This is a genomic window from Nonlabens sp. SCSIO 43208 (assembly GCF_050703575.1).
Classification (GTDB): Bacteria; Bacteroidota; Bacteroidia; order Flavobacteriales; family Flavobacteriaceae; genus Nonlabens; species Nonlabens tegetincola.
In genome coordinates this window covers 2,347,199-2,363,774 of sequence record NZ_CP065365.1, presented here as the reverse complement: position 1 = coordinate 2,363,774, position 16,576 = coordinate 2,347,199, and the positions used below count along the sequence as shown (strand labels likewise).

Sequence of the window (16,576 nt, the reverse complement as noted above, 5' to 3'; positions counted from 1 at the left end):
TTTTTTAAGTTATGTATAGACTTTTTACAATTACATGTATCTATCTATTGATACTAAGTTGTCAAAGCGAAGAGGACTTGGGATATGAACCTACTCCCGTAGATTTCAGTATTCCAAGTAATTTTCCTTCCATGGAATATGATTTGAATAACAATCCTTTGACAGAACAAGGGATTGCGCTAGGCAAAAAGCTTTTTTTCGATGGTAGATTATCCTCTAACAACGCTATAGCTTGCGCTTTTTGTCATGAACAAGAGTTTGCTTTTACGCATCACGGTCATACACTTAGTCATGGTGTGAATGGTAACATAGGTTTTAGGAACACTCCACCATTACAAAACTTAGCTTTTCAAAAGGAGTTTGGCTGGGATGGTGCAGCAAGTCACTTAGATCTTCAACCTATTATTCCAATAACAAATCCTATTGAGATGGATGAAACTTTGGAAAATGTAATCGAAAAACTTAAAGCAGATTCTGACTATCCACATCTCTTTAAACAATCCTTTGAAGATGGTGAAATAAATACAGCAAATATGTTGCAAGCATTGTCACAGTTCATGCTCACTATGGTATCGTCAAATTCAATATATGACCAAGTAAAACGAGGTGAAGGACCAGTATTTAACCCATTAGAATCTCAGGGAGAACAAGTGTTTAATCAAAAGTGCGCTAGTTGTCATGCAGGAGCTTTATTTACTGATCAATCCTATCGTAATAATGGTTTAAGTATCAATAGTAGACTTGACGATAAAGGAAGATTTCTTGTATTAGAAAGGCAGGAAGATCTTTATAAGTTTAAAGTGCCCAGCTTGAGAAATGTAGAAGTCACAGCACCCTACATGCACGATGGTAGATTTTCTACATTAAAGGCGGTTTTAGACTTTTATGACACGGGTATGGTTGATACAGGCACCATAGATTCATCACTAGTAAAACCAGATAATTCTTTAGGAATTGATCTTACAGAACAAGAAAAGGAAAGTTTAATTGCTTTCTTGAAAACCTTAACCGATCCAACTTTTTTAAACGATGATCAATTTTCAGAATATTAAAACCTATCTAATTTGCTCAATTGCTTTTTTATTGTGGTCTTTCAGTTACAGTCAAAATTTAAATCAATACGATATTGATTTTCAAGACAGCAAACTTATACTTAATGATTTACAAGAGTCTTTTGAATCAGACCGTGAAGAGTACCATTTAAATTCTTTTACTCGCACTGTAAAAATTGACTCACCTTCAAAATTGCTTTGTGACCTTTGTAGTTGTACAACCTCAAGTGGTAGTTCGGGATTTGGGACGTTACAAAATTTAAATTTTGTTGGCATTAGGTTCATTTACCAAAACTTTGAATCAAAAGATGGCATATTTAATAATTCTCCATCCAGTGAGGAGCAATTTTACACTTATCAAGCTTGGGCCAATATTCCCATTAGTAAGAAAATCGCATTAAATGCTGTTATTCCGTATCAGGATTTAAGTAGAAAACGAGTTAATGGAAATGAAAATATCAATGGAGTAGGAGATATCACAATAATAGGATGGTATAAACATGTGCTTTATAAACGTCCAGAAGGATATAACGTAGTCTTTGAAAACAAAGATCCATCCGGTCATCAATTCCAGTATGGGCTAGGAATTAAATTACCTACTGGTAAATTTGAAGAACAGCTTGTAGATCGTGTAAATCCAGGTTTTCAAGTAGGTACCGGTAGTACCGATTTTTTAATCAGTGTAATGCATAATTACTCTGCCAAAAAATGGGGAATAAAAACACAGGGAACCTATTATTTAAAGTCTGAAAATAAAAATGAGTATCGATTTGGAAATCAATTAAGTGCATCGAGCAATGTTTTTTATAATATCGCTTTCGCGAAAGCGTCATTAAATCCATACCTAGGTATTTCTACAGATTTATATGGTAGTATTAGACAATTTGATGAAGAGATTAAGGATACTGACGGTTATGTATTCAATGGAACTCTAGGTGCTGAGTTTAATTTTGATCGATTCAACTTGGGAGCGAGTTATACCTTGCCTGTGGCTCAAGAATTGTTTGCAGGAAATGTTGAATCTCAACAACGAGTAAGTATTTATTTAAATGTTTTGTGGCAATAAAGCTGAAATTTCGCAAAACAAAAAACCGAATCAATTCTAGTTGATTCGGTTTTTTTATGATTGATTTTAAAAGTTTACAAGTACTCTTCCATAGGAGCACAAGTACACATTAAATTTCTGTCACCATAAGCATCATCGGCGCGACGTACTGTAGGCCAGAATTTATTGTCACTTACCCATTCCAGTGGATAAGCAGCTTTTTTCCTAGTGTAAGGAAAATTCCAGTCATCACTGGTTATCATTTGTAAGGTATGCGGTGCATTTTTAAGAACATTATTAGGCTCTTCCTTAGTAGCCTCTTCAATTTCCTTTCTTATGGAAATCATAGCATCGCAAAAACGATCAATCTCTTCCTTACTTTCCGATTCTGTTGGTTCGATCATCATGGTTCCATTTACTGGGAATGACACAGTAGGAGCGTGGAAACCATAATCCATCAAACGTTTGGCGATATCAGTTACTTCTATTCCATTTTCTTTAAATGGTCTACAGTCAATGATCATTTCGTGAGCGGCACGACCTCTTTCACCTACATATAAACATTCAAAACTCCCGTCTAAACGTTCTTTTATATAATTAGCATTAACTATAGCATATTCAGTAGATCGCTTTAAACCAGCAGCACCTAGCATGCATATATAACCATAAGAAATTACACAAGCTAGCGCACTTCCATATGGCGCAGCACTAATAGGAGTAATCGCTTGATCGCCACCTGTAGGTACTACAGGATTTGTAGGTAAGAATGGTACTAGTTGCTTTGCAACACAAATAGGGCCTACACCAGGTCCACCACCACCGTGAGGTATGGCAAATGTTTTGTGTAGGTTAAGGTGACAAACATCAGCGCCTATATTTCCTGGGTTAGTAAGACCTACTTGAGCATTCATGTTTGCACCATCCATATAAACCTGACCACCATTTTCATGAATGATTCCAGTTATCTCCTTAATCGCACTCTCATAAACACCGTGAGTCGATGGATAAGTAACCATAAGAGCAGACAGGTTGTCTTTATATTCAATCGCCTTGGCTCTTAAATCATCAACATCTATGTTACCATTTTCTAGTGCTTTTGTAACAACTACCTTCATTCCTGCCATAACAGCACTTGCAGGATTGGTTCCATGTGCACTAGATGGAATTAAACAAATATTACGGTGGCTATCACCACGAGACTCATGATAGGCCCTAATAGCCATAAGTCCTGCAAATTCTCCTTGCGCACCAGAATTAGGTTGCAATGAGGTACCTGCAAATCCAGTAACTTCATTCAATTGTTCCTCAAGCTTTGTCAACATTTCTAGATATCCTTGAGCCTGATCTGCAGGAACAAAAGGGTGAATATTACCCCATTGAGGATCTGAAAGTGGTAACATTTCGGCTGCTGCGTTCAATTTCATCGTACAAGAACCTAAAGAAATCATCGAGTGATTTAATGCCAGATCCTTACGCTCTAATTTTTTAATATAACGCATCAATTCAGTCTCACTGTGATAACTATTGAATACGTCATAGGTCATGAATTCGCTTTCACGTTTTACACCTACATTGTTTTGATCCAATAGATTAGTGATTACCGTTGCTTCTTTTGAGTACGCTTTCGCGAAAGCGGAAACAATATCGTTTAGATCTTTTATGGAAGTAGTCTCGTTTATAGAAACTTGGACTGTTTCTTCATCTGGATAATAGAAGTTAATTTCTAATGCTAAAGCTTGTTCGCGCACCTTGGCTGCATCAGCTTTAAAAGATAAAGTATCAAAATATTGTTCGTTTTCTTGATAAATACCTAGTTTTTCAACAGCATCGGCTAGGGTAGCAGCTGTGTTATGTACTTTACTAGCAATGTATTTTAATCCCTTAGGACCGTGGTAAACACCGTACATTCCAGCCATTACTGCTAGTAGAACCTGAGCAGTACAAATATTAGAAGTTGCTTTGTCTCTTTTAATGTGTTGCTCACGAGTTTGTAAAGCCATACGCAAGGCACGCTTACCATCCATGTCGCGAGTTACACCTATAATTCTACCAGGTATTTGACGTTTATACGTTTCCTTAGTTGCAAAATAGGCAGCATGAGGACCACCATATCCTAATGGAATACCAAAACGTTGTGTAGTACCTACAACAACATCGGCACCCCAATTACCAGGAGCTTCTAACATTACTAGTGAAAGTATGTCTGCAGCTACTGCTATTTTTATGTCATTTTCTTTACAAGCTTGAGCAAATTGAGTATAATCAACCACTTTACCACTTGCACCAGGATACTGAAGTAGTACGGCATAATAACCGTTGGACATATCCATCTCCTTAGGGTTACCTTCAACAAGCTCAATTCCTAAAGGAATAGCACGTGTTTTTAATAATTCTTTGGTTTGTGGCAAGGTGTCCTCGTCAACAAAGAATTTCACCACTCCTTCTTTTTTCTGTGCGCGTTCACGAACTGCAAAAAGTAAGGTCATCGCCTCGGCAGCAGCAGTAGATTCATCTAATAACGAGGCGTTTGCCAATTCCATACCAGTAAGATCGGTGATCATGGTCTGGTAATTGAGCAATGCCTCTAGACGACCTTGTGCAATTTCTGCTTGGTAAGGTGTGTAAGCTGTATACCAACCTGGATTTTCAAGTATATTACGTTGAATTACGGCAGGTGTAATAGCGGCGTTGTATCCTAAACCGATGTAGGTCTTAAATTGTTTGTTTTTATTACCTATTTCTTGGATATGATTTAGGTACTCGTACTCGCTCATCGCTGGATCTAATTCCAGTTCTTTTTTCAATTTAATTCCATCTGGAACGGTTTGATAAATGAGCTCGTCGATTGAGGAAACACCAATGGTATCTAGCATGGTGTTAAGATCTTTCTTGCGTGGCCCAATGTGTCTAAGGGCAAAACGATCTGTATTCATAGTGCTTATGTGGTCTATGTTATTAAATAGCAACTTGTTTTTAAGGGTAGCCGCTTTATTTTTATGCAAAAGTAGTCGATTAAGTAGTTTAAACTAACAGAGGTTAGTTAATTATTACCTCTTTTTATTCACGCTTTTTAATAGGTTATTAACCACTGCTATTACCTTTGTTTTATGATGCTAATAAAAAAAGGGTTGGAGTTCTACATAAGAACGAGTTTACATGTGGCAATTTGCTTTGTAACCTTGTCTATGGTTATCACATTACCTTATCTAGAGCCTTTTGTCGATTGGCCGTTTTACATTATGCAATTTTGTCTAGTTGTCGTTAGTTATAACCTGACTAAATATTACCCATTAATATTAGCCAGAAAACCATTTAAATATCGAGGCTTTATATTAATCATGAGCTCCTTATTGATATTAATTGCTCTTAGTTTATTAGCCTTTGAAACAACGGAGTATTGGCTAATTGTGGCTTTGCTAGTACTGTTAAACTTAGTTTATGCGTTTCCTTTGCTATTCAATAAGAAAATCAGAGAGTTTGTTTATTTAAAAACTCCTGTTGTAGCAATAAGCTGGGTGATATTGTTGTTGAGTTTTTTTTGGAGCGCGCACGGATTTACAAACACTGTTCGTGATTTGAATTACATGGATTTTGAAGATCATATGTATCTTGGAATAACTCTTCTTTGCTTTATGATAGCTTACTGTATACCTTTTGAAATTAGAGATATTGAAGATGATAAAATACATCTAATCACATTACCTCAAAAAATAGGAGTTAGTTACACTAAAATTATCGGGTATCTAAGTGCCTTTTTCTTTTTTGTCTTGCAATTGATGTATCAACCCATTATTGGTTCAAATACGCCTGTAACAGTAATTATTACGGTTTTATTATTGCTTTTTATTTATTTATCAGACAAAATAAAAAGCTCCTATTTTGTGAGCTTTGCCGTTGAGGGATTACCGATTATTTGGCTACTTTTAAAAGTTTGCTGTTAAAGTTTCCTTTCAATCGCATCCTTAATGCGAGAACGAATTTTAGCCTTTTCGGCTGCGGTTAATTTAATCCAGTTCAAACCGTTTAACGTTCTAGTAAACTTGCAGTTTTTTTTATTAAAGGATCTACATCTCCAGCAATGGGAGTGATGCATTTTAAGTTTAAAACGTTCTTTACTATTGAGATCATTGTATTGCTCTCGTGTACTCAACACTTCGGCATCGTTACAATTTATAAATACTCTACCCATGATAGTTTAATCGATCTTGTACCATTTTTTATTCAAACATTCCATTAATTGGACTCTGGCTCTATGAATTATCACCCATAGATTGGACGCCGTGATATCATGCTCCTTACAAATGGTTTCTGTATCCATGCGATCGATGGTTTTTTGCTCAAAGATAATGGCATATCTTTCAGGCAAAGCTGCAATACATTCTTGTAACGCTTCACCTAATTCTTTTTGTTCTATATCATCCTCTACGGTGGGATTGCGTAAATCTTTTACTCGTTCTTCTAGCCAATCTCCTGTTTCATCATTGTTATCTAAATAACTCATTCTAACCTCGGCTTTCCCTTTATTAGAATTGATTTTGCGATAATAATCAATGATTTTACGTTTAAGAATTGATACAAGCCAAGTGCGCTCAGTGGATTTACCCTTGAATCTGTGCGCACTTTTAAGACCAGCCAGAAAAGTTTCGGCAACTAGATCTTGTGCCATAACAGCATCATTAACTCTTGTTATGGTGTAATTAAATAAATAGTCGCTATAACGATCTACCCACTTTTTTGGATCTAATTCTACTTCTGGCATTTAGTTTTTTATGTTTTTATAAGTCCTGCTCGTTTTAAAAGAGCGTCTGTTTTTGGTTTGCTTCCGCGAAAGCGAACATATAATTCCATAGGGTCTTCTGTTCCTCCCATGGAAAGCACATTGTCTTTAAAAAGATCTGCAACCTCTCTATTGAAAATTCCCTTTTGTTTGAAAAATTCAAAAGCATCGGCATCCAAGACCTCAGCCCATTTGTAACTGTAATATCCAGCACTATATCCTCCTTGAAAAATGTGGCTGAATGCTGTGCTCATGCAACTGCTAGGTACATTTGGATATAAATCTGTTTTCTCAAAAATGGTGCGCTCATGATCCTTAACATCTTGTATATGTGATGGATCAATACCGTGCCAGCTCATATCTAATAATCCAAAACTGAGTTGTCGCATGGTTTGCATACCTTCTAAAAAGGTAGCTGCAGCTTTGATTTTTTCAATATACTCTTGTGGTATTACCTCGTTAGTTTCATAGTGCCTTGCAAATAGTTCAAGTGCTTCTTTTTCATAACACCAGTTTTCAAGAACTTGACTAGGTAATTCTACAAAATCCCAATGCACCGATGTTCCTGAAAGGCTACGGTATGTAGTGTTTGCAAGCATACCGTGTAGGGCATGACCAAACTCATGAAATAAGGTTGTTACCTCATTAAAAGTAAGTAAAGATGGTTTTGTACTAGTAGGTTTTGTGAAATTGCACACAATTGAAACATGTGGTCTGCTATCATGTCCATTTTCTTTCCATTGACTTTTAAAACTAGTCATCCACGCTCCATTACGCTTACCTTTTCTTGGAAAAAAGTCTGCATAGAATATGGAGTTCAATGATTTGTCTTCATTATAAACTTCATAAATCATTACATCTTTATGATAGCTGTCAATTTCTGTATTTTTCTTGAAAGTCAGTCCGAACAATTTGTTGGCAATTTCAAAAGCACCGTTTATTACATTTTCTAATTTAAAATAGGGTTTAAGCAACTCATCATCAAGTTCAAATCGTTGTTGCTTTAACTTTTCACTGTAGTAAGCGCTATCCCATTTTTGCAATTGATCAATCGGGAAATCCTTATGATTTTGGGCAAACCTCTGTAATTCATCAAACTCACTTTGAGCGGCAGGTTGTGCTTTTTCAAGTAATTCATTCAAAAAGTCGTTAACCTGCTCTGGCGATCCAGCCATACGTAGCTCTAAAATGAAATGAGCATGACTATCGTATCCTAATAATTGTGCTCTTTCAAACCTTAGTTGCGCAATTTGCAGTACATTTTCTTGATTATCATGATCATCTTTGTAAGCTCTAGACCCAAAAGCAAGTGACATTTCTTTGCGTAAATCCCTATCGTTTGCATAGGTCATTAATGGAATATAACTAGGATAGTCTAGTGTGAAAATATAACCTTCTTTATCACGACTGTTAGCTGTTTCTTTGGCAGCTTCTAGAGCGCTTTCTGGTAGGCCAGATAATTTTGATTCATCTGTAATATGCATTTCAAATGCATTTGTTGCTGCCAGCACATTTTCACCAAATTGTAGACTTAACTGTGCTAGCTGTGTATCAATTTCTCGTAATCGTTCTTTCTGTTTATCATCAAGCAAGGCACCATTACGTGAAAATCGTTTATACTTTTTATCAAGAAGAGTAAGTTGTTCTGGATTTAAATTAAGCTGATCACGTTTATTATACACATGCTTTACACGTTCAAATAGGTCTAAATTTAAGGTGACATCATTGCTAAATTTACTTAACTGTGGACTTACCTCACGAGCGATTCTTTGAATTTCATCGTTGGTTTCGGCACTATTAAGATTAAAGAAAATGCTTGATATTCTGCCTAATTTTTCGCCTGCCTTATCCAGGGCTTCAATCGTATTTTCAAATGAAGGCTCATCTTTATTACTCGTAATAAGAGTAATTTCTTCTTGTGCTATTTTTATCGCTTTCGCGAAAGCGTCCTCATACAAATCCTCTGTGATAATTGAAAAAGGAGCTGTATTGAATGGTGTATTAAATTTTTGTAATAACGGATTATCACTTGTTTTCATATTGTAAAATTACTTATCAATAGTCCAAAATGGACTATAATATTGTTAAACTTTTGATTAATATAGTTAAACAAAAAAATATCCCCAACCCATTAAAACTACCATTAGAGTTCCATGAATGATCCCCAAATAGTTGTATTCCCAGTTGTGATACTGTCGATTTATTATAAATGACATGATGAAATGAATTCCACCAGCGGTCATTAATTGCCATTTAATCCATTTGGGTTGAAATCCAGCATAGACTAACCAAATAAGGGTTAGAGAGATGATTAAAATGGAAATTACTTTATAAGTTTTAGTCATATTTCATCTCACTAGCAGCACGATGAACTTTCTCTTTAAGACCTTCTTTATAGGTTATTATTCGGTCCCTTACATCGTCTTGTGTAGCACCTATTATTTGAGCCGCAAGAATTCCAGCATTTTTTGCGCCATTCAATGCTACTGTAGCTACAGGAACACCACCTGGCATTTGTAAAATAGATAAAACACTATCCCATCCATCAATAGAATTACTTGACTTGACAGGAACACCAATAACTGGTAAAGGAGACAGACTGGCTACCATGCCCGGTAAATGAGCAGCCCCACCAGCGCCAGCAATTATTACTGCTATGCCATTCTCGTGTGCAGTGGTTCCAAATTCAAACATTTTTTCAGGCGTGCGGTGAGCGCTCACAACATCTACTTCAATTTCAATATTAAGTTCTTTAAGAACATCTATGGCGTCTTGCATCACAGGTAAATCACTTGTAGATCCCATGATAATAGCTACTTTTTTATTCATGCTATAAAGGTACAAAACACCCTATAAAAAGAGAGAGACAACTGCTAGACATTTTTGCAATGATATTGTGATACTTTCGACATAATACTTAACAGTCTTGCAACATATTCTGGCATGTTATTGGTATAATTTTGAATCATAAATAAATAGTAATGATTAAGAGAATAGTTATTTTAGTTACCGTACTAGGTTTTTTGTCCTGTAAAAATGAAGAAGCAAAAGTGGCAATGAATGACACTACTGCTTCCACAACCGAGCAAGAAACAACCTATAAAGTTTCTAAGACTAATGAAGAATGGAAACAAATCCTATCACCACAAGAGTACAACGTGTTACGCGAGGCTGGTACCGAAAGACCTTTTACCAGTCCTTTGAATAAACAATATAAACCAGGAACCTTAATTTGCGCAGCATGTTACGCACCTGTTTATAATAATGAGCACAAATTTGATTCTGGTACAGGATGGCCTAGTTATGATAGGGCTATTGATGGTCAGGTTGAAAGGGATACCGATTATAAAATTGGGTATGCAAGAACCGAGTTAAAATGTGCAACTTGCGGCAGTCATCTAGGTCATGAGTTTAATGACGGCCCTAGAAGAACGACGGGAAAAAGACATTGTATAAATGGTGTAGCATTGAATTTTATTCCTGAAGGTGAATCTTTACCAGAACTACGTAAATAATTATTTATGAAAAAGACCGAAGCAGAGTGGAAGGAAGAGCTTACACCAGAGCAGTATTATATTCTACGAGAAAAAGGTACTGAAAGGCCCTTTAGTGGTGAATATAATACGCATTTTGAAAAAGGAATGTATGTATGCGCAGCTTGCAACAATCCATTATTTAAGTCAGAGACAAAATTTGATTCTGGTTGTGGTTGGCCTTCTTTTGATGGAGAAATTCCTGGTGCAATTGAACGTAAATTAGATAAATCACATGGGATGATACGTACGGAAATCCTTTGCTCTAATTGCGGTGGGCATTTGGGTCATGTATTTAATGATGGTCCTACAGCTAGTGGTATTAGACATTGTGTAAACAGTATTTCAATTGATTTTAAATCAAATCAATAACCTGTTAAATTACAAGTGTTGCTCATAATAAGTATCGGCATTTTATGACAGCTACCGAGTTTTAAGTATATTTACTTAGACTCAATTCACTTTTTATGACATCCTTACTGCTGCTGGCTATTTTTGTATTTGTTGCTTGTATGTATTTGTTTTGGCTTACAACTCATAAGCATTTTATAAAAATGTATGGAGAAACTTATTTCAAGCAAACCACCTCAAAGTTATATTATTGGCAAGGCGCAATATCTTTTGGTATAGGAGGCGCATTACTTGTTGTCTATATAGTAAAGTATTTTAACTGGATGAATTAGTGATAAAGCTATTCTATAAATTTTTCATTTCGCTTTTTTTATCAATAACACTTTTCTGTACTTTGTCTTTTATTTCCATTATTGATAATATTTCAACACCATGGAGTAATGAAAGTTCGTTTGAAATAGATATAGGTTTGCCTTTTACCTATTATCATGAATTTTTAGATGGTCAGGCTAGCCTTCATCATTCTTGGTCACTGGATTTCTTAATTATTGATCTATTACTATGTACGCTTATAATGTCCTTATACATTTTAGCTAAGCATAAACTTAAATCAAAAATTTAAGGCTCATAAATCGAATTAAAAATTCAGAAGGTTATCATTACCACTTATAGGAAACTCCATTTTCATCAAAATAGAGTTTGCTTGAGGGAAACATCTCATTTAATAAATTACTCGATAGCAATTCTTGTCTTGTATGTTTGACAATCGAACCCTTATGAATAGTTACCAGTTCATTTGCTAGATGAAGTGCCATTTCTAATTCATGAGTACAAAAAATTATACCTTTTTTATTACTAAGACAAACTTCTTTAAGTTGGTGCAACAGATCAATTTTAAAGTTAAGATCTAGATGACTAGTAGGCTCATCCATCAGAATAAAATCAGTATCCTGCACTAGTGCTCTAGCAATTAGAACTCGCTGTAATTGCCCGTCACTTAAACTGTGTAATCTACGATCCAATAAAGTTGAAATTTGAAAATCAGTACTAATTTTTTGTATAATTTCATTATCTCCTTCACTTATTCTGGCCATAAAATTACTGTAGGGTATTCTACTAAGCTCCAGAAGTTCTTTTACTGTAAGATGGTGACTAAATTCTCTTTGTGTAAGCACAACAGCTACTTTTCTAGACCATTCAACATCGCTGTAATTTTGTCTTAATTTATTGTCTAGAATTACATTCCCTGAAATCTTGTGGTTACCATACGCCAGAGCTCGTAAAAACGTTGATTTCCCCATCCCGTTACCACCTATGATTGCTGTTAGATTCGCTTTCGCGAAAGCGAAATCACCAACCGTGCGAGCAACTTCACAAGAACCGTATCCTATATGTAAATCCTGTGCTACTAACATTAAAAGTGAAGTTTACGTTTTCTTACAATTAACCAAATTACAACAGGAGCACCGATAAGTGATGTGACGGCATTTATGGGTAAGGATTTACTACTAAAAGGCAATTGAGCTATTATATCACAAAATAGAAGTAGGGCAGCTCCTAATAAAACAGCTGTAGGAAATAAGGATTTATGATTAACACTGGGTAACATCATCCTAGTAAGATGCGGAACAGCAAGCCCTATGAAGGCGATGGGTCCGGCATAGGCTGTAATGGATCCAGCTAAAACACTTGTGAGTATGATAATGATCCACTTAGTCAATTTGATATTAATTCCTAAACTTAGGGCATATTGTTCACCTAGTAATAGTGCATTAAGTGGTTTAATGAGGTATGTGATTACCACTATACCTATAAGTAGTATACTTGCTAGTATAAGTATTGAAAACCATGATACGTTACTCAAACTACCTAAAGACCAAAAAACATACCTCTGTAATTCTGTACTGGCGCTGAAATAACTTAAGATTCCTACTATAGCGCTACTTAAGCTACCCACCATAAGTCCAATTATGAGTAGGCCCATGGTGTCTCTTAATCTAAATGAAATAAGAAGTATCAATATTAAAACAACCACGCTACCTAAGATACTTGATACAACTAAACTACTTTGACTTGCTGCTTGAAAACCCAGCCAACTAGCGCCTAGTACCGTAAAAGCAACACCTAATCCTGCACCACTTGAGATACCTAAAACAAAAGGTCCTGCTAATGGATTCCTGAATAAAGTTTGCATTAATATACCTGATATTGCAAGGAATGCACCGGCAATTATTGCCATAACAGCTCGTGGTGCTCGTATGTTAGTAACTATGTAGGTAATGGTAGGTTGGTCTTGAAGTGCCTTTTCACTAAAAAAGGAGTCCCATACCTGATGGGGTTTGATGAAAACAGTGCCCAAACAAATATCAAGTACAAATAGAAATACTATTCCTATAAATAATGATATGATAAGCGTGTTAACTTTCATTTAGAACCTATGGTAAAAGTGTACTAAAAAAATAAGGCTGATAGTCTTTAAGCAAGTCACGGTCGTGCGTGAGATAAATAATGTCCTTAAGAACTAAATCTGGTCGCATACTAGCTTCTTCATAATAAATAAATCCGCCTGTAGATCCTCTCTTCAATGCAAAGGTATATAGTTTTTTTTGCTGAAAGGCCTTAAACTGTCCATAGGCTTGATTATCTGCGAGCATGTTTGAATAAGTCGTATAACTTCCAGGAGCGATCCAATAATCTGCCTTTTGAGCATCTTTAAGTACTTGTTCAATATTATAGGCTAGTGATCCTTTGCCAGATGTGTCTTCATAAATGTAATTACAGCCGGCATCAGCTAGAATTAATCCTTGCCAAGAATCACCATAGGGTAAATACCACACATCTTTCCAGGTTGCACCTGCAATTACAGTAGGTTTTGGCAGGTCAACTACCAACTCTTTTGCTTGTAAATAATCATTCTTAATTTTATTAAATATGGAGTCAGCTTGTTTTTGTTTACCAAATAGCAGTCCGTAAAGCTTAATCCACTCGGCTCTTCCTAATGGATGCTTCTCAACCCAAGCACCACTAAATAATACTGGAATACCAGCTTTTTGAATGTTGTTGTATGTTGGATTTTCTCCTTCAACACCATACCCTATGACCACATCTGGTTGTGTGAGTATGACACTTTCCACATCTAGTCTTTCGTTGATTCCAACATCTTGTATATTTCCTGATTCTATTAAATTTCTTATTGTACTATTACTTATGTAATCAGTTTCAGGAAATCCCACTAAACTTTTTTCCACGCCTAACAGGTCTAAGGGTGGTAAATGAGTAGTAGATGTTGCAATTATACGTTTTACAGGTACTTGTATGATAGTGCCAGCATCAGGTTCAGGAATTAATTCTCTTTTCTGGTTAGAAGCGGGAACAAGTTTGTATGTGTAATCCTTTGTTGCATCTGGCCAAGGTTTTTTTACAGTAACGTAAATTCCTGTTTCTGTATTTTGAACTGTAAGTCCGGTTGCATAATCAAACGATATATCACTTTTGGTTTCTGGAGTTTCAACCAATGTTTGATCTCTATTTTGCTTACAACTACCTAGTAAAATCGCTATAAACCCTATGTATAAAAACTGTTTCATCATTGTGAGCGTAAAAATAACTTTATTAGATTACTTTTGCCGTGTATTGAAGGTTTCATTAACTAATGATTATTATGCTTTCCTCGCATTTGCCTTTATGGCAAGCTACGGTCGCGAAAACGTAATAACCATATACTAATGAATTAAAAGGGAATCTAGTGTAATTCTAGAACTGTTCCCGCAACTGTAAACAACATTACTCGCAAGAGATGTTTCGATCATAGCCACTGGTTTATCTGGGAAGGCAGAAACATGTTGAAGTCAGGAGACCTGCCTCTAATACCAAATAATGTTAACCTTCGGGATAAAGGTGGCAGGTATCTCATCAAATGCTTATGGGCATTTGTGATCTCTGTGCTTTTACCTGAAAACTAAAAGTAATGCATAAAGCACTGAGAATACTACTATTCATTTGTTTTACCTGGACAATCTACGGTCAACAACAGCCTGCGGAACTTGATACGATTGTATTAAATGCAGACAGGCTACTAGTGCCTTTTTCCAAAACCCAAACAACAACCACTCTTACAGATAGTATAAGCAAGAGACAGTCTGCTCTATTAACTGATTTATTAAGGTTTAATTCAACCATTTTTTTCAAAGAAAATAGTCTTGGCGGCGTTTCGTCTCCTTCTTTTAGAGGAACAACAGCGCAGCAAACAGCAGTAATATGGAACGGAATAAATATTAACTCACAGCTTAATGGTCAAACTGATTTTAATACTTTAAATACAAGAAACTTTGAAGAAATTACGGTTAGGTATGGTGGCGGAAGCGTAATTTATGGAAGCGGAGCAATAGGAGGAACCATTCACTTTAATGATAAAATTGAATTTAAAAATCAGTTTTCAAACGAGCTTTTTGGTAATATAGGAAGTTTTAATACACAGGATTTTGGTTATAAAACTTCTTATGCTAATTCCAAGCTTTATGCTGGTATAGCTATTTCACGTCAAAGTTCAGACAATGATTACACTTATGATTTTAGAGGTCAGGAACGAACTAATTTGAATGGGCAGTTCGACAACTTTTCCGTAAATTCTCAATTGGGTTATAAGCTCAATAACTATCACACCTTTAAGTATTACAATTATTACTTTGATGGTTCTAGGAACTTTTCATTAATCAATCCTAGTGAAATTCCATCTAAGTATGAAGATTACAACACAAGAAACCTTCTTGAATGGGAATTTAAAAAGAAGGCTGTTACCTCAGTCTTAAGAGCAGCTTATTTAACTGAACGCTACAGGTTTTATGGAAATGTTGATCGAGATTCCTACAGCTCGGGTAATTCTCAATCATGGATAGGAAATTATCAGTTCAACCTAAAAATTAATACTAATACGCAAGCACGATTTGTAGCTGACTTGAATCATACCTCAGGAACTGGTAGCAATCTTGAAAATAGAGATAGAACTATAGGTTCATTTAGTTTTCTTTTAAATCAAAAGTTCAATAAATGGTATTATGAAATAGGTAGTCGTTTAGAAATTACAAAGGATTATGATAGCCCTTTATTATTCAATGTAGGAATAAGTTATAGGTTATTTGATTTTTATACAATAAATATAAATGGATCACGCAATTATAGAATACCTACGTTTAATGATTTGTATTGGATAGGAGCTGGGAATAGTGAATTAAATCCTGAACAATCTTATCAATTAGAAATGGGTCATTCTTTTGATTTTGAGAACAGTAATTTTAAAATCACTGGATTCTACTATGATATTAGTGATATGATAAGATGGGTACCCAATTCTAGCGCTATATGGAGACCTATTAATACAGATCAGGTAGTTTCCTATGGTCTAGAATTTCAGGCTAACTACATAACAAGATGGAATAACATTAATTTTAAATTAAACGGTAATTACGCTTACACTAACTCAACCAACCGACTTACTGACAAACAATTAATTTATGTGCCCTATCATAAAGCCACTAATTCAATTCACATAAATTTCAAACCAAGTGCCAATAAACTACATGAAATAAACACCTATGTTCAAACCATGTACGTTGGCGAAGTATTCTTTCAGTCAGATAATAATCCTGAAGCTGTACTGGATTCTTATTTGGTATCAAATCTTGGTATGGAGTTTTTACCTAAGAAGAACTGGACTATAGGTTTACGAGTTCTCAATCTTTTTAATGTTAATTATCAATCGGTTAATAACAGGTTTATGCCTGGAATTAATTATAACTTTTATTTAAATCTAAATTTCTAA

At 35.4% G+C, this 16,576-nt stretch carries 16 protein-coding genes and 1 riboswitch; of the genes, 7 read left to right on the top strand and 9 right to left on the bottom strand.

The features are described 5' to 3' along the window. Positions 1-11: 11 nt before the first annotated feature. A complete protein-coding gene (locus tag I5168_RS10830; protein WP_431471769.1) occupies positions 12-1,052 on the top strand; it encodes a cytochrome-c peroxidase in 1,041 nt (346 codons plus the stop codon). Continuing rightward, positions 1,030-2,118: a hypothetical protein gene (locus tag I5168_RS10825; protein WP_431471768.1), complete on the top strand. Its 1,089-nt coding sequence runs from the start codon at positions 1,030-1,032 to the stop codon at positions 2,116-2,118. Before I5168_RS10830 ends, I5168_RS10825 begins: the two co-directional genes overlap by 23 nt. Before the next feature lie 74 nt (positions 2,119-2,192). Here I5168_RS10825 and gcvP read toward each other — a convergent pair whose 3' ends face one another. Then, the gene (gcvP, locus tag I5168_RS10820; protein ID WP_431472769.1) at positions 2,193-5,030 is read right to left on the bottom strand and encodes an aminomethyl-transferring glycine dehydrogenase; all 2,838 of its coding nucleotides are present in this window, start codon (positions 5,028-5,030) and stop codon (positions 2,193-2,195) included. 174 nt (positions 5,031-5,204) lie between these two features. Between gcvP and I5168_RS10815 the strand changes: the two genes are divergently transcribed. Beyond that, positions 5,205-6,038: a hypothetical protein gene (locus tag I5168_RS10815; RefSeq protein ID WP_105018871.1), complete on the top strand. Its 834-nt coding sequence runs from the start codon at positions 5,205-5,207 to the stop codon at positions 6,036-6,038. On the opposite strand, the gene I5168_RS10810 is transcribed toward I5168_RS10815, so the two are convergent. The 5 genes from I5168_RS10810 to purE all read right to left on the bottom strand — a co-directional run bounded on the left by I5168_RS10810 (position 6,035) and on the right by purE (position 9,703). Next, on the bottom strand, positions 6,035-6,286 hold the full coding sequence (locus I5168_RS10810; protein ID WP_042278654.1) for a hypothetical protein: 252 nt from the start codon (positions 6,284-6,286) through the stop codon (positions 6,035-6,037). The two genes, I5168_RS10815 and I5168_RS10810, sit on opposite strands and share 4 nt — an antisense overlap. 6 nt (positions 6,287-6,292) lie before the next feature. Then, the gene (locus I5168_RS10805; RefSeq protein WP_431471767.1) at positions 6,293-6,856 is read right to left on the bottom strand and encodes a sigma-70 family RNA polymerase sigma factor; all 564 of its coding nucleotides are present in this window, start codon (positions 6,854-6,856) and stop codon (positions 6,293-6,295) included. An 8-nt stretch (positions 6,857-6,864) separates the two neighbouring features. Next, on the bottom strand, positions 6,865-8,913 hold the full coding sequence (locus tag I5168_RS10800; RefSeq protein WP_431471766.1) for a M3 family metallopeptidase: 2,049 nt from the start codon (positions 8,911-8,913) through the stop codon (positions 6,865-6,867). Between the two features lie 66 nt (positions 8,914-8,979). Beyond that, entirely contained in the window at positions 8,980-9,219 is a 240-nt protein-coding gene (locus tag I5168_RS10795; RefSeq protein WP_167341896.1) for a hypothetical protein, read from the bottom strand. Next, positions 9,212-9,703 carry a 5-(carboxyamino)imidazole ribonucleotide mutase gene (gene purE / locus I5168_RS10790; protein ID WP_105018874.1) on the bottom strand — a complete coding sequence of 164 codons (492 nt, stop codon included), beginning with the start codon at positions 9,701-9,703 and terminating at the stop codon, positions 9,212-9,214. The genes I5168_RS10795 and purE overlap by 8 nt, the downstream gene beginning before the upstream one ends. A gap of 152 nt (positions 9,704-9,855) precedes the next feature. Between purE and msrB (I5168_RS10785) the strand changes: the two genes are divergently transcribed. From msrB (I5168_RS10785) to I5168_RS10775, 3 genes are all read left to right on the top strand, one after another. Next, positions 9,856-10,389: a peptide-methionine (R)-S-oxide reductase MsrB gene (gene msrB, locus I5168_RS10785; RefSeq protein WP_085774602.1), complete on the top strand. Its 534-nt coding sequence runs from the start codon at positions 9,856-9,858 to the stop codon at positions 10,387-10,389. A gap of 6 nt (positions 10,390-10,395) precedes the next feature. Further along, complete coding sequence (gene msrB, locus I5168_RS10780) at positions 10,396-10,779, top strand: peptide-methionine (R)-S-oxide reductase MsrB (RefSeq protein ID WP_042278659.1); 384 nt, start codon at positions 10,396-10,398, stop codon at positions 10,777-10,779. A 373-nt stretch (positions 10,780-11,152) separates the two neighbouring features. Further along, on the top strand, positions 11,153-11,380 hold the full coding sequence (locus I5168_RS10775) for a hypothetical protein (RefSeq protein ID WP_431471765.1): 228 nt from the start codon (positions 11,153-11,155) through the stop codon (positions 11,378-11,380). Positions 11,381-11,417: 37 nt separating this feature from the next. On the opposite strand, the gene I5168_RS10770 is transcribed toward I5168_RS10775, so the two are convergent. Genes I5168_RS10770 through I5168_RS10760 form a run of 3 tightly spaced genes read right to left on the bottom strand, consistent with a single transcriptional unit; the run spans position 11,418 to position 14,348 of the window. Further along, on the bottom strand, positions 11,418-12,173 hold the full coding sequence (locus I5168_RS10770) for an ABC transporter ATP-binding protein (protein WP_431471764.1): 756 nt from the start codon (positions 12,171-12,173) through the stop codon (positions 11,418-11,420). Next, complete coding sequence (locus tag I5168_RS10765) at positions 12,173-13,186, bottom strand: iron chelate uptake ABC transporter family permease subunit (protein WP_431471763.1); 1,014 nt, start codon at positions 13,184-13,186, stop codon at positions 12,173-12,175. The genes I5168_RS10770 and I5168_RS10765 overlap by 1 nt, the downstream gene beginning before the upstream one ends. Before the next feature lie 7 nt (positions 13,187-13,193). Next, on the bottom strand, positions 13,194-14,348 hold the full coding sequence (locus I5168_RS10760; protein ID WP_431471762.1) for an ABC transporter substrate-binding protein: 1,155 nt from the start codon (positions 14,346-14,348) through the stop codon (positions 13,194-13,196). 88 nt (positions 14,349-14,436) lie between these two features. After that, positions 14,437-14,637, top strand: a riboswitch (cobalamin riboswitch). Between the two features lie 88 nt (positions 14,638-14,725). On the opposite strand from I5168_RS10760, the gene I5168_RS10755 reads away from it, so the two are divergent. After that, complete coding sequence (locus tag I5168_RS10755) at positions 14,726-16,576, top strand: TonB-dependent receptor plug domain-containing protein (RefSeq protein ID WP_431471761.1); 1,851 nt, start codon at positions 14,726-14,728, stop codon at positions 16,574-16,576.